We start from the raw sequence: 18,787 nt of genomic DNA, 5'->3' as shown, positions 1-18,787 counted from the left end.
GGCAGCTGTCAGCGGCCTTGTCCATCACGGCTCCCGCAGTCGCCCGTCGGACCACTCGCCGTACGGGCCACCAGGTAGACGTTCCAATCACGGGCAGCCCGGCGGGTCCATTGGAGAGCCGCGCTGATGCTGATGCCGAGAGTGTCGCTGAGTACGGATGCGGGCAGGTCGGCGGCCAGGGCGAGTAGGGCGGTGTTCCGGCTCGGGCGCGCGGGCAAGCCGTGAAGACGCATCTTGCGCGCGAGGATGGCCGCTGAGTGGTGCGTTCCGGCGGCGTAGCCGGGCAGGAGCCAGCCAGGGCGCGTCGTGACGCGGCCTACTGCCGAGTGCTGTACGGCATGTTCGGCCTGGAGCTGTAGGAGCTGATGGACGGCCGGCGGCAGCGCCACGGGATGCTCGCCGATGCGCAGATGGGGCGTACTACTGGTCGTGATGTCGGAATGGGTGAGAACGGCGATCCGTGTGATCGGCATCCCGTAGAGCAGCATCAGGGCGCCGGTGACGCGTACTTCCAGAGGAAGCGCGTCATCATGGAGGCAGCGTCGGAGGTGTGTCCAGTGCTCGCTCTGGCTCCACCAGCGGTGGGGCTCGTCCCGCTGCCGGGCGGGGATCTCGTGGTCTCCGGTGAGACGGCGCTGGTGGGCCCAGCGTAGGAAGAGCCGGATGTGCTGGCGGTCCCGCTTCTCGGACAGCCACATGTCGATGTCGCTCTGAGTGAGACTGGCCTGTGGGATGTCGTGCTCGTCGAGCCAGGTGAGAAACGCTGCAGTGGAGCGGACGGCGTTGCGTATCGACGCCGCGCTACCGGGAGTGAAGCGGCCCTGCGTCGCCCGTCGCCGGGCTCGTCGCAGGAGGGACCATTCGGCGTAGATACGCAGGGTGCGGCGGTGCTGTGCGGGCAGCGGAGTCAGCGTGCGCTCCAACCAGGGCTTCAGTCCGGCCAGGGGTTCGTTGCGGTGAGGAAGAACACCGAGGTGGACGAGGGCGGCCCGCAGCAACGCTGGCCCCTGCCCCGGTACGGCAGAGTCGAGTGCCTCGTGGGTGAGCGGGAGGTCGTCGTGGATCAGGCGGCGCAGACATGCGGCTCCTCCACGGGGCTTGTCCAGCCAGACAAGGATGGAACGGGCTCTGGGGGCACGCAGCAGGATCTCGATCAGCGGGCCGATTTCGGACGGGACTTCGCCATGGCTGTTCAGGAACTCGGTTGTCAGGCGGTCGCGCAGCACGCAGCGGGAGCAGCGCGTACCGCGGTCGGTTTCCCGGCCCGAACCGCAGGTCGAGCACAGGTAGGCGTTGGGGGCGCCGCAGCACACACCGCATGTGCCCCTATCGCCCGGTCCGGGACCGATCAACGGCCTCGTGCGGCCACAAGTCGCACACGGCATGCGAGCGGACGTAGGCGTAGCAGGAAGGGCATACGCCTCCTGACGGCCATCGCGCCCGGCGTCGCTTGTGCTGTCCGCACCGCGCGCACGGCACGACAGGCGCGGACTTGCAGGAACTGCAGCGCGGGGTACCCGCCCGAAGACCCGTACAGGGTCGCAGCCTGTGGCATCCGACGCACAGGGCCATGGGCTCCTTGGCACACGATCGGCACAGGTCAGGAGCACCATTGCGTGCCCTGACATGGATGGCGGTCGTCCTGCCGCACAGTCCGCACCGGCGCGGCACACGGTGTGCGCGGTAGCAGCTGTCACACAACGGTCCGGTCTCGGGCCGACGCGCCACCGGACCCGTTCGTCCGCAGGAACTGCAGGGCTCAGGAGGGCGTTGCGCACAGGCCGCGCACACAGCAGATCCGTCCGGCAGACGTCGGTTCACCCGCGCTCGGCGATCGCAGACGCTGCACTGCTCATGCCGCGACGGGTCCGCAGCGACGCAGCTGCCGCATAACGGCCCCTGCGCCGGCACAGCGGCCACGACGCGCTCCAGGCCGCAGCGGAAGCAGACCCGCATTCGGCCTGCGGCAGCACAGCTCGAACACACGCGTCCCTGCGGGCCGCGCTCCGGCAACGGACGCTGCTGACCGCATGTGCTGCACCCCGGAACCGTCAAGGGATGCCCCGCTGCGTGCAGGCGGCGGAGGAGCCGGTGCACGGAAGGCGGTATGTCTGCGTCACCCGAGACCACGGCGTCCGGATGACCGCGCAAGTGATCATCCAACCGGTGCAGGCCCACGTGGTGGTGGGCATTGACGGCGACCAGCGCCTGCTCGGCTTCCTCCACCTCGAGATCCGGCAGCGCCCGGCACAGGTGCGCGATGACGCGGGCACGGACCACGGCCGGTGGTTGTGGACGGCTCATGATGAATCGGGGCGGCGGATGGTGCTGCGCCGCACAGGTGGGGGCGATGCCGGCGAGCCCTCTGCTGTCTTGCGGACCTGGGCGTTGGCGACCTGGACTTCGATCAGATCGTTGGGAGTGCAGCCTAGGATGTCGCATAGGGCCGCCAACGTGTCCATGGACAGCCGCTGGGGCGGCTGTGTCACCAGTCGATAGACCTGCTCGCGGGACAGGTGGATGCCCCGTTCGGCGAGCAGCGGCACAAGATCAGTGGTCTGGAACAGCCCCTGCTCGGCCATCCGCAGCCGCAGCTGCCAGGCGATTCCCATCTTCCTGATCACAGAGCTGGCTCCCACAGTTCGGGGTGACGGGCACGCAGCGACTGCGTCAGCAGGCGGTTGCGGAACTCCAACGACACGCCGGTGTAGATCGCAGTCGTCGAGGCATACCGGTGGCCGACTCGGTCCTGGACGAAACGCTCCGGATACCCGAACTCGATGAGGTGCGTGATGTATGAGTGGCTTGTGTCCGCAGAGGCCGTGTGCGGGTGACTCCGTGTGGTGATTGAGCAGGTGTGTCGTTGCCGATCACTTTCGCGACGCAGGCAGCCGGAGGTGTTGCATTCCGAGACTGCCGATGTGATGCGGATCACCCTCTGGGTGCTTCGAGTGGGGCATGCGGAATCATGATCGGAATGGACGCTCGTTTCCTTGGCATCGCTGAACTGATCGAAGCCCCGTCCGTGGCCGTCGTGGTCGACGTCATGCGTGCTTTCACCGTGGCTGCCTGGGCCTTTGCCCAGGGGGCGGAAAAGATCGTTCTTGCTGAGTCGCTGGACGAAGCCCTGGCACTCAAGGCTCGCCACCCGGACTGGGTGGCACTTAAAGACGGACCGCCCGAGCCCGGGTTCGACACCGTCAACTCGCCGGGGCTGCTGCGGTCCGTTGACCTGGGCGGACGGACCGTTGTGCAGAAGACCACGGCAGGGACGGTCGGCGCCCTTGCAGCCAAGGAGGCATCGCTCGTCCTGTGCGCCAGCTTCGTGGTGGCGGAGGCAACGGCCCAGCTGTTGCGGACACGTAAGACCGACAGTGTCGATTTCGTGATCACTGGCGACGATGGGCAGGCCGATGAAGACCTGGCGTGCGCTCAATACATCGCTCAGAGATCCAGCGAAGCTGGGACAGACTCTGCGGAGTTTCTCCGCCGCGCTGCCAAGTCGCGGGCCGCCGCCGAGTTGACGGAGGGGGTCCGTCGCGGTTTTCGGGGAGTCCACCCTGATGACGTTGCACTCTGCCTCGAGATCGACAGGTTCCCCTTTGCCATGGTGGCGACCTTGGAAGGCGCGCTCATGGTCCTCCGTCCGCGCGCCATGTCTTCCCTGATCGACGAGAACCCGATCTGATCGTTGGTGAGGTCCGACTCTCAACTTGCGGGAGTCAGCGCCCAGCAGGGCATGCGACATCAGCTGCATGTCCCGATGACGGTGGTTCGGGGTGCAGGCAGGCAGCTGACCCGGCTCGTCCCGGCGGAGGCTTCGCGGAGCCGGGCGATCTCCTCGTGCTGGGCGGCGAGCCGGGCCAGGGCCTGGCCGCGAAAGTCGGTGAGTTCGTCGACCGTCTGCTCCGACTGGGCCAGTCGTTCCCGGAGCTTGGTGATCTCTGCCTTGAGTCGGGTGATCTGGGCCTCGCGAGGGTCGGGGATCTCGCCGGCGCCTTGCAGCGCCTGGACCCGTCGTTCGAACTCGGCGCGGAGGTGAGCGTAGGGGCGGGTGCCGTAGAACGCGGTGCGGTCGACCGCGGCTTCGCTGGCGAGAGTCTTGATGTCGCACTTTCCACCGGGCGGGATCTCGCCTCGGAGGAGCCGGTCCATGGCGGCCCGGATGCGGTTCTCGTTCTCGGTCCGCTGGGCTGCGGAGATTCTCATGCGGAGTCCTCGCCCCTGGCAATGTTGGCGGCGTCGATCTCGGCGACGACGCGGAGGGCCCGGTCGTAGTCAGCTTGGAGCCGGTTGCGTTCGGTTTTGCGTGTGGTGCCGAGCTGGCCGAGGAAGGTCTCGGTGCGTTCGGCGTGCTCGGCCCAGACGGGGCGGTGGCAGGGGTGGTGGGTGGCCTGCGGGCAGCGGGCGGAGTCACACATCCCGACCAGTGGACGGTCTGCCGTCGGGGTGCCGGCCAGCTTGAGGCAGAGTGCCCGGGACGGGTCGGTGAACCAGCAGTAGTTCGCCGGGCCGAGGTGGAGGACCTTGGCCCGTTTGGTCAGCAGGTTGAGCACGTCGCGGTCACTGCGCTGGGTCTTCGGCGCCTTCGCGGCGGTCGCGTCGAGTTTGGCGTCGATGTGCGCGAAGAACTCAGTAAGGCTGCGAGCACCGGGACCAGCTGGGAGGATGCCCTGCTGGTAGTTTCGGAACTCGGCGAGCACGAGGTCGAGATTGCGGTCGCTCTCGTGCTTGTTGACCTCGGCGAGAAGCTCGGCCTGGGCCCCGCCGGGGCGAGAGGCATAGCCTTCCGTCGTGGCCACCGCAATGTGCTTGAGGTGGATCTTGGAAGCCAGGACTCCGCCCGGCCGGTAGGCCATTTCCAGAGCCAGGGTCCGCCTCAGCATCCTCAGATTCACGGGCCCGACAGGGATGGCTGCGAGCCCAAGCCGTTGCACGGAGCGGGAATTGACCCAGTTCCTGAACCACCGGTAACGGACATCGAAGGCGAACCGGCCGAACAGCAAGGCCCCATCCCGCGGGCTGTCGTGCAGTTGCTCGGCGAGTTCGACAGCGCGATAGACCGGCTCGACGACGACCCATTCGTCGTCGGTCCCGCCGAGAGGCTGGCCTTTGACGACCTTGCTGCCGATCCGGAACCGGGTGAGGCCGGGAACAGGCTCCTCGGGCGGACGGCGGCAACCGACCCGCAACTCCATCAGCTCGCTCGCGCGCATTCCCGACACCGTGGCCAGCGTGATGATCGCGGCGGTGCGGACGATTCCGACCAGGGCAACGGCCTCCAGCCGGTGCAAGGGAAGTGTCCAGGGCAGCGAGGATGTCCCGTCCGCTGCCTTGACCTCGGCAGCATCGCGACCGAAGACCCTCTCCACTCCCACCACTGCAAGGGTTCTCTCCAGTGGTCCGCGCAGGGCCAGGAGCCATCGTGACCAGAACTGGCTGGCCCCGGCCTGCCGGGCCAGAACGCCCGTGGCCACCGGCAGCAGGAGATCATCAGGGTCCCAGCCATCGGCGAGCCGGTCGGCGATGTGGTGCTCGGCCAGCATCGGCAGCGCTGTGCACGTTCGCTCGTACTCGGCCAGCAGGCTCGCGAACGCAGCCACCGGTGCGGAACCGGACGGGCGGAGTCCCTCCGCTTTGCAGGACGAGGTGCGGTCGGCTTCCCGTACTTCCTCGGCGAGTGCGACGGTATGCGGGCCGAGGGCGGAGACCAGATAGAGCGCGGCGGCGAGCATCGGCTGCAGGACAGCGTCCTCAACCGGTGGGGTCTTGTTCTGAGACCGGCCGCAGGGCATCTCGGCGACCGCCGAAGCTGTAGCACCACCCCACGGACGCAGATCCGCAGAGACACGGTCGGCTGTGAACAGCTCGCGGTAATTGACGAGGTCGACGACGACCTGCGCGGCCGAGCGCCTGGTTCCGTGGCTCTGTTCACCGACGACGGCCCCGTGCTCGTCGAGCACGTAGCGGCGGTGAGCCAGGTATGCCTCGCAGAGGCGGGTGTCGAGCCGTTCCAGGCCGTGCACTCCCTGATCTCCCAACCAGGCGAAGAATCTGGTGAGTTCACCCAGCCTGCCCGCGCAGGTGGCCAGGTGCAAGGCGGTGCGATAGGCGCGGGGCAGGGGGATGACCGACACGTGTCTGGGGGCGAGCATCGCCAGCACGAGTTCCTTCGCGACCAGTCGCCAACGGGCATCGGTGATGACGGCGAAGTCAAAGCGCCGCGTGCATCGGGCCATCTGAGCCGGCAGACCGACGACGTGGCTGAAGTCCCAGATGTCGTCCTCGAAGCGCGGACGGTTCGCCTCCTCGGGCAGTGCAAGGCCAGCCTCGTGGCAGACGTCGGTGCCCGCGAAGACCGCGGAACGGCCGTCGAAGGAGGAGGCGGCAGCGGGGGTCGTCACGCGGTGAACTCCTCAGGACGCAGGGGTAGTTCGTCATCCCGGTCGGCGACATCAGCGGCGGCCGCAGCGAGGACGGCGGGGTCGAAACGGTCCAGGACCTGCTGGATGCGGGCGGCATAGGGCCCGAAGACGGCCATGAACTGGGCCGCGGGCATCTGCTGCCACTGCCGGGAGAAGAACGCCTTCAGCCGCAGCAGGTTGACCGCGTGCCGCGGGGCGAAGACCGCCAGCGGGCAGAGCAGGCAGACCCAGGGGCGAGCCGGGCAGGGCTTCCCCTTCGGACCGTGCAGCCCGGAGAGCTGATCGCCGCAAGCAGCGCTGAACACATCGCGCTGCCCGCCGACCAGATCGGCGATCGCCGCGTCGTCCAGGTCCATGGCCGCGACCAGCTGCGGATAGCCCCCGGCCAGTACGGCCGCGTCCTCTTCGGTGATCACGGTGGGCGGGTGGGAACGTCGCAGCATGTCATGCTGGGCGTCCTCGATGATGGTCTCGACGGCGCCTTGCTGAGCAGGGGTGGCGGCGCTCAGGTAGTGGTCGCCCTCGATCGCCGGGGTGTGATTCGGGTCGATCGTCGCCCGGCCGCTGCCGGTCCAGGCGGTCTTGTCCCGCATCGCCTCGTGCGTGGTGCGGATCCTGGAACGGTGGATCTTCAAGGGGCGCCCGTCCTCGCCGAACACCTTGTGGCGCACGACCCACCGCTGGACAGTGACTCGCGCACCGGTCCCGGCGGTGACCGCGAAGTGCCCCGGCCGGCCGAGGGCCAGCCACAGACGTCGCTGGTCAGCTGGTGTGCAGAAGCTTCTCAGCAGAGCTGAGTGCGCCAGCCACTGCTCCAGCAGGCGCACGGCCCGGCGCGGAAGGTTCAGGCTCTCGGCTGCCGTGCGGCCTTTGATATAGGAGAGCAGGATCGTGCTGTCCCCGGCCCAGTCGATGTCGTCGGTGACCAGGTCGTCGATGCCGTCGGGAACGATGCCCGAGTAGATACCGAACAGCAGCCGGTAGGCGATCATCGCGTGGTGGGTGGGAAAGAGATCAGCACTGGCCTGCATGAATCCGCCGCGCTGCCAGATCGCTGCCTCGGTGCAGCCGACTTCTTCGCCGAAGCGGGCGGCGTTCACTGGGCCGAGCCGGGCCAGCAGCCACCGTACGTTTTCCGGTTTCCAGCCGCCGGAACCCGGGTGTTTCCCCTGGGCGGCAGCAGTCAGGGCCTGCCGGTGGGCAGCGTACGAATCGTCGGCAAGCGTGCGGCAGACCTCGGTGAGGCGTTGCCACTCGGCCTCCGGGTAGGGCGGCAGCTGGTGATGGTTGGGCTGGTGGTTGTAGGGCCGTCCTTCCGCAAGCTCCAGCACCTTGTCGGAGAGGACTCCGCCGACCTGGGCGAATGCCTTCACCATCGCGCGGGTGCACGCTTCTCGGGGGCCGGTGCTGCCCAGCCAGAACTCAGCGAGTTGCCCCCGCCGGAGCTGGGCGGCGCCGCCGATGAACCCTCGTCCGGCGAGAACCCGCACCATCTGCCGCAGAGCCTGGACATAGTGGTTGACCGTGCCCGCGCTGTCCGCGGTGCCGTGCGGGTGGACCAGGTCGACCAGGCCGGTGGCCAGATCCCGGGCGAGCTGCGGGTTGGGCAAGCCGTCCAAAGAGAACTCCGCGCGGCTGCCGTCGCTGAACACGCAGGTGACACCGAGCGGTTCGTCGATGAGCATGGTCGGCATCAGAGGTTTCCGTCCTCGATATCATCGGTGAACTCGGCATCGGCCTCGTGTGCGGCCACCTCGTCGTCGGTCAGGCCGACTGCAGCCCCGGCGGCCTCGTATGCGTCCCGGTAGATGCGGGTGGTGTCCAGGCGGCGGAGGTACTTTTCCGTCACGAGCACAGTGCTGTGTCCCAGCAGGTCGCGCAGGACCAGAAGCGGGTCTGCCTTGGTGAGGTAGAAGACCAGGGCGGCGTCTGCGTCGGTGTCCCGCACGAGTTTCGCGGCCTGCCGGTAGTGCCCGGTGACCAGGTATTCGAGGGTCCTCATCGAGAAGGTGTGGCGACATCGGTGGGGCCAGACGTGCGGGAACCGGGGCTCGAAGCGGGCCCGGACCCGGTCGGATGTCCGCTCGAAGACCGTCGCCCAGGCTGTGAACGGGCCGCCGCCGTTCTTGACCGCCAGCAGGCACGAGCCGCCTTCCGGGGCGATCAAGCGGCGGCGTTCGGCCGGGGTCAGTGAAGCCCACGGCCTCCGGATCCCGTTGACCAGCCCGCCCCGAGCGTCCGGCTCGGTGACCATCAGCGGTTCGCCCCACCGCCGTGGCGGCCGCCAGGGTGAGCCTTCCGTCGTGGCAGCACGGTCCAGGTCGAGATAGTCGTGAAGTCCGGCCAAAGCCTCGTAAGAGGTCCACGTGGTCCGGAACTTCTTGCCCTTGGTGATCCCGGCCGGCACCGGGAACGGGATGGGAACCTCGGTCGGCTCCGGCGGCAAGGCGGGGATCTCCCAAGGCAGCAGATAGGTGAACTCCTGCAGCCTCATTCCGGTGGCCAGCGCGTGATCCCCGACCGCCGCGTTGCGGGCAAGCTCCCGCCCGTGGAAACCAGTGTCCTGCGAGCCGTCAGGAGCGAGCCCCCGTAGTCCCTTGCGGAACAGGTCCGTGAAGTCCGGCTCCAGGTACTTGATCGTCACGTGCGGCTTCGGCGTGCGACGCACCGCCAGGTTCACCTTCACCGCCCGGCCGGTCCCGGCGAACAGAGCCCGCGCGGCCCGGTAGGTGAACGGCTCGGCCGTCGCGTACCCCTCGTTGATCGCCCACCGGTAGAACAGCGACAGGATGCTCATGTGCTGGCCCCACGTCGTCGCCACGAAGCGGGCCTTCAACGGCCCTGCAGCCCGGTGCTCGGCATACCGGCTCAGGCCCGCCTTTAACCGCTCACGCGAGTCGAACAGACCCACCCCATGCTCGGCCAGGAACTCCATCCACTCCTTGACTGCCCGCGCGTAGTTCTCCCACGAACTCGGCGCCGGCGCCCCGCTGACCGGTAACTCGCGCAGCCACCGGTTCACCACCGCCGTCGGACGCGGCGCGGCCGGGCCGTCCTCGAAGCACAGGTCGTCGTCGACGAGCACGGGCATCCCCTCGGGGATCAACGGCCGATGCTCGACATCCCAGGACTCCCAGCCCCGGGACGAGAAGAAGCTCAGGATCATGGGCGCTGACAGTAGAAACACCACACGCCCCAGCGCAAAGCCCAAACACCCAGGCCACCAGCCCCGTTGGGGTCAATCGCCACACGGAAACTAAGCAGAGACAAAGTGGCGCAGGCAGTGCAAATCCAGCGTGTCGTCCAGGCCCGCCGCTTCGCGGATCGAGGAGAAGACGTCGTCCATGCGTCGGCACGACATCCGCCCCCGACGTTCGGTGACCCACCACGCTGGGTGAGCCCCTGGCGAAAAGCGTGGCCGCACGTCCTCCACCCACTGGTCCAGGACGGGGACGACCCAATCCATCTCCGGCACCAGCAAGACGGTACGCCGCTTCGGCGGCCCGCCGCGGGATGACTTCCCCCACCGCACGCGCAGCACGCCAACCCGCCCCAGTTTCGGCATCTTCGGGTTGCTGCTGAGGTCCGTGAGATCCAGGCCCCACGCCTCCCGGCGGCGCAGGCCGAAGGCGTAGAACATCTTCAGCAGCGCAGCGTCCCGCTGAGCCGCTAGAGCCCCCTTCCTCCGCCGCCCGCGAATGGTTCCGACCAGCCCATCGGCCGTATCGAACAGCGCCTGCACCTCGTCATACGTGAACGGGCGCCGTTCCGGTGCCCCTTCGTACTCGTTCGCGTGGGGGATCGTGTTCCACTCGCCGAGCACTTGCTGCGGGGCCTGCCCGAACCGTTCCGTGCACACGGAAGTCCATCCGTACCGGGGATCGGTGGCGAAGCCCAGGAACAGCTGCAGGTTGTCCAGATGGGCCCGTGCCGTGGACACCTTGATCGGTCGACCACCGGAACGCAGGTGTCGATGAAGGCTTCGATCTCGGCAGCGGTCCACTGCCATGGGTACTGCCCGGAAAACCGGGATGCCCGGCGCACCAAGGCCAACCGCCGGCTGATCGTTTCCTTCTTCAAGAAACGCACGCGCTGCTGCCGAGCCCATCCTTCGAGCATCGCTTCGAAGATTTGGGGCTCGGGATCCAACGGCAGCACGTTGTCGGCGAGGACCATGTGCGCCGCTCCCGGTAGATCGACTCTCCGTTCCACGTGTTGCATTCAATACAACATCGAGGCATCGTGGTGCCGCTTTCGGTGAAGACCCAGCTCAAAGGTCGCTACAGTCGGATCCGAGCACCGCCTCAAGCTGGCGGTTCGTTCGGTTCTCCAAATTTCGGCACTTGCATCGGATGCATCTCGGCCCGAATTCGGTGCCATCGTGCGGGGTGCCGCCAGCATCCGGCGTTGTCCCGGGCCACATCGACGCCGACTTCTGCGACGAGGTCGGGCTGTACGAGGGTGACGTGCAGGGTCTCGCGGCTGCCCCATCCGGCGGAGAACGTCCAACCCGTCCACGGGTGGCCAGGCTGGGCGGGGGTCAGTTGCTCGGCGAGGGTCCGGCCCGCGGCCTGCGGCAGGGTGGTGCTGCGGCCGGTGTAGTGGAGGCGGCCGGCGTCGTCGTAGCGCCCGAGCAGCAGGGTGCGGGGCAGGGTTCTGGAGCCGGTGACCGCGCCGATGATGGCTTCTTCGGTCTCGCGACTTTGTACTTGCGCCATCCGCGCACGGGCTCGTAGCGGCTGTCCAGTCGCTTGAAGACGACGCCTTCGAGTCCTGCCGGGGTCCAGTGGGTGAGCCATTCGCGGACGGTGGCCGGGTCGGTGGTCGACGGGCACAGCGCCCATGGGGCGGTGAGTTGGTGCTCCGTGAACAGCTCCTCCAATGCTGTCCGTCTGCGTTGGTAGGTCCACCGGGTGGTGTCCGTGCCTGGGAGGCGGAGCAGGTCGAACGCGACGTAGTGCGTCGGCCACTGCTCGGCCAGTCGCGCCGCGCTCGCGCCGCGCCGTTGCAGTCGGCCCTGGAGTCACTCGAACGCCAGCCGTCCGGACTCCCACACCACCAGTTCTCCGTTTATGTGGGCTACCGCGTCCGTCTCATCGACAGCCCCGCATCCGCAGGCAGATCACCGGCGTGAGTGGTTCAAGGGGCGAGTAGAGAGCGCCGTGCTTGGGCTCCGGGATGGTGGAGGGACTCGGAGCCAGCGAGTTGATCGAAGCGGAAAATGCCGCCCTACGCGAGCATCTCGGCCAGGCCAACAGTTCGCTCCCATCACTGCGGTGACAAACCGTCGTTGCAGTGCCTGGCTCACTCCAAGCTGGTCGGTGGGGCGAAGAGGTACCGATCCATCATGAGTGCTGCGTCGGCAAGGGTCTCCGTGTTCCCCGTGGGGTCGTCGCGGAAGGCGAGGTCGAGGAGGGTGCTTGCGACCTCGACGGCGAGTCGACCCCGTCGGCGTGATTCGTCGGTGTCCGGCATCGCATACCCGCGGACGAGGGCCCGGTGCACTCGGTCAGCGATTGCCCGATCGGTCTGTTGTGTGTCGGCTCGCAGTGACGCGATGCGCGGTCCGTGGTACCAGATCCGACGGTAGCCGGGCTCTTCGCGGAAGCGGTCGGCGTACGCGGTGATCAGCTTCTCCAGCAGGTCCTGCGAGCGTTCAGGGAGCGGCTCGGTTGTGACGCGTTCGGCGATCTGCACATCCAGTTGAAGCCAACTGCGCACCAGCGAGGCGACGATCGCTTCCTTGTCAGCGAAGTACCGGTACAGCACGCCGACCGACACTCCGGCCTCGGCCGCGATCAGTTTGGTGCCCAGATCGTCGTAGGAGGTCGTCTCCAGCAGAGAAGCTGTCGCCTCAAGGATGCGGGCGACCTTCTCTCGACTGCGCTGCTGCTGCGGTTCATGCATCTCGGCCATCGAACTCCTTGACACGTTCCCAAAACTCGAACCAGAGTCTAGTTCATGTTTTTACCCAGAGGCATCAAGCGCACGAAGCTCGGGCCGGATTTCCAGCGCGTCTGGGCCTCGGTGACTGTCTCCAGCCTCGGAGACGGGATGCGCTTCGTCGCTCTGCCGCTGCTCGCGGCTCAACTCACCTCCGATCCTCGCCAGGTCGCCTTCGTCTACGTGGCCGAACAACTGCCCCTGTTGCTGTTCGGCCTCCTCTCGGGCGCCATAGCTGACCGCTTCGACCGCCGCCGCATCCTGTGGGTGGTCGACGCTGTCCGAGCCGTGATCGTCGGGGCCCTCGCCGTGGCGGTGGCAGCCGACGGGATGACGGTGCCTCTGCTGGCCGGCATCGGTTTCCTTCTCGGGCTCGGACAGACCCTCTACAACGGAGCCTGGTCAGGCATCGTGCCGATGCTGGTTGCCTCCCCGGAACTGACGCGCGCCAACGCCCGTCTGCAGTCCGGTTCCCTCATCACCGATACCCTCCTCGGAACCCCGCTGGGGGCGTTGCTCTTCGGCGTCTGCGCCACGCTTCCCTTCGCCGTCGATGCAGTGTCGTTCGCAGCTGCTGCCGTACTGGCCCTGACACTTAGCGGCGACTTCCGGCCGCGGCCGCAAACCACACCAAACCCTTGGAGGAGGTTGCTGGATGACACGACTCAGGGGGTGTGCTGGCTCTGGCAGCAGCCGTTGCTCCGTCGCCTCTGCCTGACGTCTGGGATCACCAACTTCGTAGGCGGGGGTCTCATAGCCATTCTGGTGCTCTACGCCCGGCAGACCCTGGGCCTGACCAATCTCGGATTCGCCCTGTTAGTCGCCTCCTTCGCTATCGGAGGCGTAGCCGGGGCGATGGCGACCCCTCGCCTGAGCGCCCGCTACGGACCCCCTCGAGTTCTGCGGCTGACTGCTGCGATCACTGCAGGCACCTCAGTGGCTGCCGGCGCGGCCTCCTCGGGCCTCATCGCCGGCGCGTGCATCGCGGCGTACGGAGCGGCGAACCTGACATGGAATGTGACCGCGGTGTCCCTCCGCCAGGCACTCGTCCCTGCTCACTTACTGGGACGCGTCGGCATGGCCTACCAGATGGTCATCGGCGGCGGAATCACGCTCGGCGCTGTTCTCGCGGGTCTTGAAGCCGACTCCTTCGGGCTTCGCGCCCCCTTCTACATCGGCGGCGCTCTCCTACTCGCCGCAAGCTTGATCAGCATGCGCCCCGCCAGCAACGACACTCCAACACCACGTGGCGCAACCGGATCAAGGGTTCATACAGTCCGACGACGCACTGGAGATACACAAGCGACTGAGCCGGAGCGCGACCGATGAGCCGCATCAGGAGAGGCGTGCACCCTTGGCGGCCCAGTGCAGCGCAACGGACCATCCATGCGAGTAGCACCAGGGGTGAATAAGTACGTGAGCACCGGCCCTTCGCCCGGAGCAGGCCCCGAGTCCGACATGAGACATCAACGGGCTGAGACAGGCCGACAGGTCACATAACCCCGTCGAGCGCGGTCATGTCGGGCAGTTGGCTGGTGGCGGCCAGGACTTCGGGGAAGGCGGGGCCGAGCTGGGTGCCCTTGCGGGAGCGGAGCACGATTTGCTCGGCGTCCACGGAGAGCAGGGCCCGCCAGCCGTCCCACTTCACCTCGGCTGCCCGCCCCGGCGGCAAGGTCGGGTCGGCGGTGGACGCGGCGAGCATCGGTTCTGGCAGGGCCCAGGTCATGGGCCCATGCCTTCCACGCTGCCGCTCGGAGAAATACTCTGAGCGACAGAGGTCACGATGTGTAGTCGGGTGGGCTGTTCCTTCCACCCCCGGTGCCCCTGCGGTGGCGGCGACCCATCCCTCGAACACGACAAAGACTTCCGATATCGCTAGTTGAGCGCGTGTCTGCCACTGCTCCGGTCGAGTTGCGGGGCTAACAGGCGGGTGTCGCAAGGTGCGGTCCCGACGCGGAGAGCCCGCGTCTAACCCGCTGTACCTGGGAGTTCAACGTGAACGGTCTCGATACCCGTGCCGCCGTGCTGCTGTTGGCGGGCGCTGGCGGCACGTATGTCGCCTTCCTGCACCCTGCTGTTGGAGTCGCGCTCCTCGTGGGCCTGGCCGTCGTCGCCCTGCTTCACAACCTGCTGCGGTGAGCCCGGCTGCTGAGTGCGGGGCCGACGTCGCCGGCCCCGCAGGCTGCCGGGTGTCACGGTGTGGTGGCGGGAGTGCAGGCGACGGTCACGCTCGGCCGTCAACGGCGTGCCGCACCGCGGCACGGTCGTTCGGCGTCACTTCTTCGTGAGCCTGCCACTATTAACACCGTGGCAAGTAGTGCAGACACCTGGTCGACAACCATCACTGTGGTGGGGTCGCTCGCGGGCGTGGGGATCGGTTCCTGCCTCACAGCCGTGACTGAGGCGAAGCAGCGCAACCGTGAGGAAAGAGCACGGGAACGGGAAGCCATCGAGGCTCAGTGTGCGGAGATCATCTCCCGAGCGTCAGTTCTGAAGGGGCTCACGAAAGCGGTGATCTGGGACGGCCCTGAAGCGGAGAACATGGTTAACGGTCTTCAGGCCGCGGTCGCACAGTCGCAATTGACACTCCCTCCGGTCCTTGCTCAAGCGGCTCAGCGTGTAGCCGACACCTCAGAACTGCTGCTCGTGACCCGTAACGGCCCCCTACCTCGCGAGTTCGAGAGCTCTCTCCGTGACTTCGCCGATGCTGCCCGCACGGCGCTACGTGATAGGACGCACTAGTTCCCTACAGCACGCCGAGCAGGGCGTTGTCTTCCCACTGGTCGACGACTTCGAGGTATCCGGCGAGGACCTTGGAGTGTGGAGCCCAGCCGCCCTGTTTGGCGATGACGATCTGGTCGTGGCCCTTCAGTCGGGATGACGTGGCAAGTCCGCGGCGGGGACTGTGTCCAGTGAATCGGATCTCGATCCCGGCGCGTTCGCCGGCGCGGGTGACGATGTCGCCGATGGACTCAGGCTGCAGCCCGCTCTCCATGACGGAGTGCCATCGGTTGTGCAGGCGGCGCCAGGCGTACCCGTCGGGGTCGTCGAGCTCGGCGGCCTCCTTCCAGGCCTGCCATGCGCGGACGGGGCAGATCGAAGGGCGGGAGCCGTACGGGACGGGCACGACGCGGGGGCGGATCTTGGAGACGCGCATGTCGGCCTGGATGCCGCCGGGGGTGTCGGCGTAGTCGCGGACGCGGTTGGCGGCCAGTTCGTGCTCGCGGCCGGCGACGGCGAAGTGCATGAGGACCAGGGCGCGGTCCCGGATGCCGCGGAGGTTGTCCGGGCAGGCGGCGCTGATCGCCACGAGGTGATCGACGAGCAGCGGCGGGGCCTGGCCGCGGCCGCGGCTCTCGCCGTTGGCCTCCATCTCCTTGACCAGTTGCTTGAGCCGGTTGCGGGCCAGGCGGGCGATGCCCTCTTCCAGCTTCAGCCCGTGCTCGGCGCGGGCGGAGACGACGGTGCCGGAGATGCGGCGGTCGATGGTGGAGGGCGCGGTGAAGGTGCCCTTCTTCCACCCGGGCTGGGTCCACAGCCACTCCACGAACATCACCAGGGTGCCGGGGGTGACGGCGAGCACCGGCACACCGCTGTCGGTGCAGAACTTGCTCCAGCTCGTCCAGTCCTGGGCGTAGCCCTTGCGGGTGCGTTCCGGCCGGCCGTCGGCGACCGCGCGCACGGCCTGGCCGTCGATGTGCTCCAGCGCGGCCCGGGTCGCGGCGTCGTAGGCCTCGGGCCGGACCGGCGTCGCCGGAACGACGACCGCTTCAACCGCATTCTGACTGCCTGACATGAACCGTCCTGTTCGCCTGGTTTGACGCTCCCCATGGACTCCGGACATGGGGCGCATATCCGGAACCCATCGGCGACAGGTATCCGCGAACACCCACGCCCGGCGGGGAGTGCGCAGTGACTGCGCACTCACTCGTTCCGACCTGGCGGCGCGCTCCTCACCGACTGTGAGGTCTCTAGACCCAGTCCAAGCCTTCCTCCCGCCTACGATCCGGGGAGCTGTAGGACGCGGGGGGCTCTGACACGGATGCCTCCGCTTGCGCCTTGAGGTCGTAGTCCTCCCTCTTTGCGAAACGCTGCATGAAGGCCCGCAGCCAAACACCCAGCCGCTGCAACGGAGTGCGGATCTCCTTGCCCGGGCGCGCACTCACGTAGCTGTACAGGCCTACCGCAGATACGACGGCCGACCACACGCCCACGGCCACGGAATCCGGACCGCTCAGCAACCTTCTGTAGCCTGCCGCCGGGATCACCCCGCTCACTCCGCCGAACAGCCAGACCGTGCCGCAAGCAACCAGCACCAGGACCAAGGCGCTGAGGGTGACCCGCAGTGCGGCAACCGCCCGATGGACATGCACGGCCACCGTGCCAGGCGCAGTCTTCATGACCGTGGCCGTCTGAGCCTGGGTGAACCCCCATGCCTTGTGGCAGAACACAGCCCTGCGCTGCTGGAGCGGCAGCGACTGCAGCGCGGCCTCGACATCGAGGCGCAGCTCGGCCGCCTCACACGGGTCGCTGCCGGCTCCCCGGCTGCACGTCCTCCAGCATCACGTCCGCATCCAGCGACCCGTATCCCCGGCCGCTGCGATAGCGCTGCGCCGCATGACCGACCTCGCGTCTGATGACCGTGAAGACGTACGGGCGCAACTTCTCGATCGGCTCGGTGCGGGCCAGGACGAGGGCGAAGGAATACTGCACGATGTCCTCAGGGTCCGCCGCGGACGGCGGGACCCCGTGGTCACGCAGCCGCCGGCGGGCGAAGACGACCATCTGCCCGTACCGCTCGGCGAACAGGGTCGACACCGCCTCGACGTGCTGCTGCTCAGCCATGCCGCCCCCGCTCCCCCGTACGACATCCCGTGCCCGCCCGGTCACCAGACTCGCCCCTGGCGCGGATCAGCCTGGCCTCTCCCGCAGCACGGTTGCGGAACGCAATGCTCCTCAGAACGCTGCTCAGCCCCGGCGCGAACAGCAACACCAAGAGCACGGCGGCGCCGACACCCGTAACCGCCACCGGACCTCCTCCAGTCTGCGGCCATGAGCGCCCCACCGTGAGACAGCGGCCGTACACACCCTGAGAGGCGTACAGCCGTCAGATTCTTGACACGACGACCAAGATCTTTTCAGCGACGCGACGGAGAGGACGCTGCTCGAAGTCGCCCAAGCGATCCGGGACCACACGGAATCGCCATACAAACCCCCACGCTCACACCACGACGGTCCCCACGATCAAAGACAGACACGAGCGTGAGGGTTGTTCGTGCTTGCCAGTGGCAGGTTCGGATCGTCGGCATAGCCGCAGACGGTGATCTGCTCCTCAGATGGTGGACGGCCCCCCATCCATCCTGAGATCGGGCGGCAGCACAGTCTCCGCACTGATAGACGCATACCTGACCTGGTCTGTTGTCAATCCCACGACAGCCCTGAGGTGCACCCCGGCGAGATTCGCCCCGGGCAGGAAGGCGCCGTTGAGGTTCGTCCCGTACAAGTCGGCACGGGTGAGGTCTGCCTGGCTCAGGTCGGCGGTGGTGAGGTTAGCCTCGCTCAGGTAGGCGTCGGTGAGGTCTGCCCCCGCCAGCCTGGCGCGGGTGAGGTTAACTTCGCGCAGGCCGGCGCCGGTGAGGTTAGCCTCGCTCAGGTTGGCGCGTGGCGGACTTGCGGTCCTGAACCGCAGCGCGCGGACGTCGCGCACCGCGAACATGGCGACAGTGCAACCGAGACACCCCGTGCGAGAGCGTTCAGTGCCAAGGGGCCGTCCGTCCGATGACGGGGCCCGTCGGTGTGCGCAGCGGGAAGGGCCCCGTGTGATCCAGGTCGATGACGTTGCCCTTGCCCTGCCTCCGGCCGTGACGCTGGGCGCGCCGTCTATCTGGCGGGCTCTGCAAGATCACGGGCGGCTCCGAAGGTTCCTGAGATGCTCTGCGATGGGCTGGAGGGCTGTGTCGAGATCCGCGAGAGTGCGGGGAGGCAGCAGATCGATGAAGTGTCTGCGCACCGACGCCACGTGGTGGGGCGTAACCCTCTGCATCGTTTCCGTGCCACGCTCGGTGAGGGCCGCGTACAGGCCCCGGCGGTCGGACTCACGTTCCTCGCGCCTGACCAGGTTCGCGTTCTCCATCCGGGTGATCTGGTGGGAGAGGCGGCTCTTGGACTGCAGGGTGGCGGCCGCGAGGTCGCTCATCCGCATCCGCAGGCTCTCCGACTCGTAGAGGTTCACCAGGATCTCGTAGTCGTTCAAGGTCAGGCCGAACGGCTGCAGGGCTCTTTCGAGTTGGTAGGTCAGCAGCCTGTTGACCTCCATAAGGGTGCGCCAGGCGTGCTGCTCCGCGTCGGTCAGCCCGCGCGTCCGCGCGTCGCTGGATCGCTTGGCGGGTCCGCTGTCTACCTCCAGGATCGGCAAGGCC

The 18,787-nt window shown here is 67.6% G+C and carries 18 protein-coding genes and 2 pseudogenes; 3 read left to right on the top strand and 17 right to left on the bottom strand.

Annotation, left to right across the window (positions count from 1 at the left end; genetic code table 11):
* Window positions 1-8: 8 nt before the first annotated feature.
* Both ACZ7M7_RS43250 and ACZ7M7_RS43245 read right to left on the bottom strand, forming a co-directional pair.
* Entirely contained in the window at window positions 9-1,226 is a 1,218-nt protein-coding gene (locus ACZ7M7_RS43250; RefSeq protein ID WP_472127178.1) for a hypothetical protein, read from the bottom strand.
* 1,074 nt (window positions 1,227-2,300) lie between these two features.
* Window positions 2,301-2,624 carry a helix-turn-helix domain-containing protein gene (locus ACZ7M7_RS43245; protein WP_472127176.1) on the bottom strand — a complete coding sequence of 108 codons (324 nt, stop codon included), beginning with the start codon at window positions 2,622-2,624 and terminating at the stop codon, window positions 2,301-2,303.
* 353 nt (window positions 2,625-2,977) lie between these two features.
* On the opposite strand from ACZ7M7_RS43245, the gene ACZ7M7_RS43240 reads away from it, so the two are divergent.
* Complete coding sequence (locus tag ACZ7M7_RS43240; RefSeq protein WP_472127174.1) at window positions 2,978-3,688, top strand: 2-phosphosulfolactate phosphatase; 711 nt, start codon at window positions 2,978-2,980, stop codon at window positions 3,686-3,688.
* Between the two features lie 59 nt (window positions 3,689-3,747).
* On the opposite strand, the gene ACZ7M7_RS43235 is transcribed toward ACZ7M7_RS43240, so the two are convergent.
* From ACZ7M7_RS43235 to ACZ7M7_RS43200, 8 genes and pseudogenes are all read right to left on the bottom strand, one after another.
* Entirely contained in the window at window positions 3,748-4,209 is a 462-nt protein-coding gene (locus ACZ7M7_RS43235) for a hypothetical protein (RefSeq protein WP_472127172.1), read from the bottom strand.
* Complete coding sequence (locus ACZ7M7_RS43230; protein ID WP_472127170.1) at window positions 4,206-6,404, bottom strand: site-specific integrase; 2,199 nt, start codon at window positions 6,402-6,404, stop codon at window positions 4,206-4,208. Before ACZ7M7_RS43230 ends, ACZ7M7_RS43235 begins: the two co-directional genes overlap by 4 nt.
* Complete coding sequence (locus ACZ7M7_RS43225) at window positions 6,401-8,119, bottom strand: hypothetical protein (protein WP_472127168.1); 1,719 nt, start codon at window positions 8,117-8,119, stop codon at window positions 6,401-6,403. Before ACZ7M7_RS43225 ends, ACZ7M7_RS43230 begins: the two co-directional genes overlap by 4 nt.
* The gene (locus ACZ7M7_RS43220) at window positions 8,119-9,591 is read right to left on the bottom strand and encodes a site-specific integrase (protein WP_472127167.1); all 1,473 of its coding nucleotides are present in this window, start codon (window positions 9,589-9,591) and stop codon (window positions 8,119-8,121) included. The genes ACZ7M7_RS43225 and ACZ7M7_RS43220 overlap by 1 nt, the downstream gene beginning before the upstream one ends.
* Window positions 9,592-9,681: 90 nt before the next feature.
* Window positions 9,682-10,533 (bottom strand): tyrosine-type recombinase/integrase, encoded by an 852-nt coding sequence (locus tag ACZ7M7_RS43215; RefSeq protein ID WP_472127165.1) that lies wholly within the window; start codon window positions 10,531-10,533, stop codon window positions 9,682-9,684.
* Window positions 10,534-10,729: 196 nt separating this feature from the next.
* Window positions 10,730-11,143 (bottom strand): ATP dependent DNA ligase, encoded by a 414-nt coding sequence (locus tag ACZ7M7_RS43210; protein ID WP_472127163.1) that lies wholly within the window; start codon window positions 11,141-11,143, stop codon window positions 10,730-10,732.
* Between the two features lie 44 nt (window positions 11,144-11,187).
* Window positions 11,188-11,367: pseudogene (locus ACZ7M7_RS43205) on the bottom strand (ATP-dependent DNA ligase); the annotation flags it as partial.
* A 362-nt stretch (window positions 11,368-11,729) separates the two neighbouring features.
* Window positions 11,730-12,341, bottom strand: a complete 612-nt coding sequence (locus ACZ7M7_RS43200) for a TetR/AcrR family transcriptional regulator (RefSeq protein ID WP_472127161.1) — start codon at window positions 12,339-12,341, stop codon at window positions 11,730-11,732.
* Between the two features lie 45 nt (window positions 12,342-12,386).
* On the opposite strand from ACZ7M7_RS43200, the gene ACZ7M7_RS43195 reads away from it, so the two are divergent.
* Window positions 12,387-13,697 (top strand): MFS transporter, encoded by a 1,311-nt coding sequence (locus ACZ7M7_RS43195; RefSeq protein WP_472127159.1) that lies wholly within the window; start codon window positions 12,387-12,389, stop codon window positions 13,695-13,697.
* 163 nt (window positions 13,698-13,860) lie between these two features.
* On the opposite strand, the gene ACZ7M7_RS43190 is transcribed toward ACZ7M7_RS43195, so the two are convergent.
* A complete protein-coding gene (locus ACZ7M7_RS43190) occupies window positions 13,861-14,094 on the bottom strand; it encodes an ATP-dependent DNA ligase (protein WP_472127157.1) in 234 nt (77 codons plus the stop codon).
* 269 nt (window positions 14,095-14,363) lie between these two features.
* On the opposite strand from ACZ7M7_RS43190, the gene ACZ7M7_RS43185 reads away from it, so the two are divergent.
* Window positions 14,364-14,507 carry a hypothetical protein gene (locus tag ACZ7M7_RS43185; RefSeq protein ID WP_472127155.1) on the top strand — a complete coding sequence of 48 codons (144 nt, stop codon included), beginning with the start codon at window positions 14,364-14,366 and terminating at the stop codon, window positions 14,505-14,507.
* Window positions 14,508-15,114: 607 nt separating this feature from the next.
* Here ACZ7M7_RS43185 and ACZ7M7_RS43180 read toward each other — a convergent pair.
* The 6 genes and pseudogenes from ACZ7M7_RS43180 to ACZ7M7_RS43155 all read right to left on the bottom strand — a co-directional run bounded on the left by ACZ7M7_RS43180 (window position 15,115) and on the right by ACZ7M7_RS43155 (window position 18,774).
* The gene (locus ACZ7M7_RS43180) at window positions 15,115-16,164 is read right to left on the bottom strand and encodes a site-specific integrase (protein ID WP_472127154.1); all 1,050 of its coding nucleotides are present in this window, start codon (window positions 16,162-16,164) and stop codon (window positions 15,115-15,117) included.
* A gap of 175 nt (window positions 16,165-16,339) precedes the next feature.
* A complete protein-coding gene (locus ACZ7M7_RS43175; protein ID WP_472127220.1) occupies window positions 16,340-16,768 on the bottom strand; it encodes a hypothetical protein in 429 nt (142 codons plus the stop codon).
* A 3-nt stretch (window positions 16,769-16,771) separates the two neighbouring features.
* Window positions 16,772-16,819 (bottom strand): annotated as a pseudogene (locus ACZ7M7_RS43170) (hypothetical protein); the annotation flags it as partial.
* A gap of 67 nt (window positions 16,820-16,886) precedes the next feature.
* Window positions 16,887-17,213: a sigma-70 RNA polymerase sigma factor region 4 domain-containing protein gene (locus tag ACZ7M7_RS43165; RefSeq protein ID WP_472127153.1), complete on the bottom strand. Its 327-nt coding sequence runs from the start codon at window positions 17,211-17,213 to the stop codon at window positions 16,887-16,889.
* Window positions 17,214-17,700: 487 nt separating this feature from the next.
* Window positions 17,701-18,084, bottom strand: a complete 384-nt coding sequence (locus ACZ7M7_RS43160) for a pentapeptide repeat-containing protein (protein ID WP_472127151.1) — start codon at window positions 18,082-18,084, stop codon at window positions 17,701-17,703.
* 186 nt (window positions 18,085-18,270) lie between these two features.
* A complete protein-coding gene (locus ACZ7M7_RS43155) occupies window positions 18,271-18,774 on the bottom strand; it encodes a MarR family winged helix-turn-helix transcriptional regulator (RefSeq protein WP_472127217.1) in 504 nt (167 codons plus the stop codon).
* Window positions 18,775-18,787: the final 13 nt, after the last annotated feature.

The sequence above is a fragment of the Streptomyces sp. NPDC111606 genome, assembly GCF_055656945.1.
This window is presented reverse-complemented; position numbering and strand designations above follow the sequence as displayed.

Excerpts from the sequence above, each read along its gene's own strand:
- ACZ7M7_RS43200 (WP_472127161.1), bottom strand. The coding sequence starts at position 12,341 with ATGGCCGAGATGCATGAACCGCAGCAGCAGCGCAGTCGAGAGAAGGTC.
- ACZ7M7_RS43225 (WP_472127168.1), bottom strand. The coding sequence starts at position 8,119 with ATGCCGACCATGCTCATCGACGAACCGCTCGGTGTCACCTGCGTGTTC.
- ACZ7M7_RS43190 (WP_472127157.1), bottom strand. The coding sequence starts at position 14,094 with ATGACCTGGGCCCTGCCAGAACCGATGCTCGCCGCGTCCACCGCCGAC.
- ACZ7M7_RS43165 (WP_472127153.1), bottom strand. The coding sequence starts at position 17,213 with ATGGCTGAGCAGCAGCACGTCGAGGCGGTGTCGACCCTGTTCGCCGAG.
- ACZ7M7_RS43195 (WP_472127159.1), top strand. The coding sequence starts at position 12,387 with ATGTTTTTACCCAGAGGCATCAAGCGCACGAAGCTCGGGCCGGATTTC.
- ACZ7M7_RS43235 (WP_472127172.1), bottom strand. The coding sequence starts at position 4,209 with ATGAGAATCTCCGCAGCCCAGCGGACCGAGAACGAGAACCGCATCCGG.
- ACZ7M7_RS43210 (WP_472127163.1), bottom strand. The coding sequence starts at position 11,143 with ATGGCGCAAGTACAAAGTCGCGAGACCGAAGAAGCCATCATCGGCGCG.
- ACZ7M7_RS43180 (WP_472127154.1), bottom strand. The coding sequence starts at position 16,164 with ATGTCAGGCAGTCAGAATGCGGTTGAAGCGGTCGTCGTTCCGGCGACG.
- ACZ7M7_RS43240 (WP_472127174.1), top strand. The coding sequence starts at position 2,978 with ATGGACGCTCGTTTCCTTGGCATCGCTGAACTGATCGAAGCCCCGTCC.
- ACZ7M7_RS43215 (WP_472127165.1), bottom strand. The coding sequence starts at position 10,533 with ATGGGCTCGGCAGCAGCGCGTGCGTTTCTTGAAGAAGGAAACGATCAG.
- ACZ7M7_RS43160 (WP_472127151.1), bottom strand. The coding sequence starts at position 18,084 with ATGTTCGCGGTGCGCGACGTCCGCGCGCTGCGGTTCAGGACCGCAAGT.
- ACZ7M7_RS43175 (WP_472127220.1), bottom strand. The coding sequence starts at position 16,768 with ATGAAGACTGCGCCTGGCACGGTGGCCGTGCATGTCCATCGGGCGGTT.
- ACZ7M7_RS43220 (WP_472127167.1), bottom strand. The coding sequence starts at position 9,591 with ATGATCCTGAGCTTCTTCTCGTCCCGGGGCTGGGAGTCCTGGGATGTC.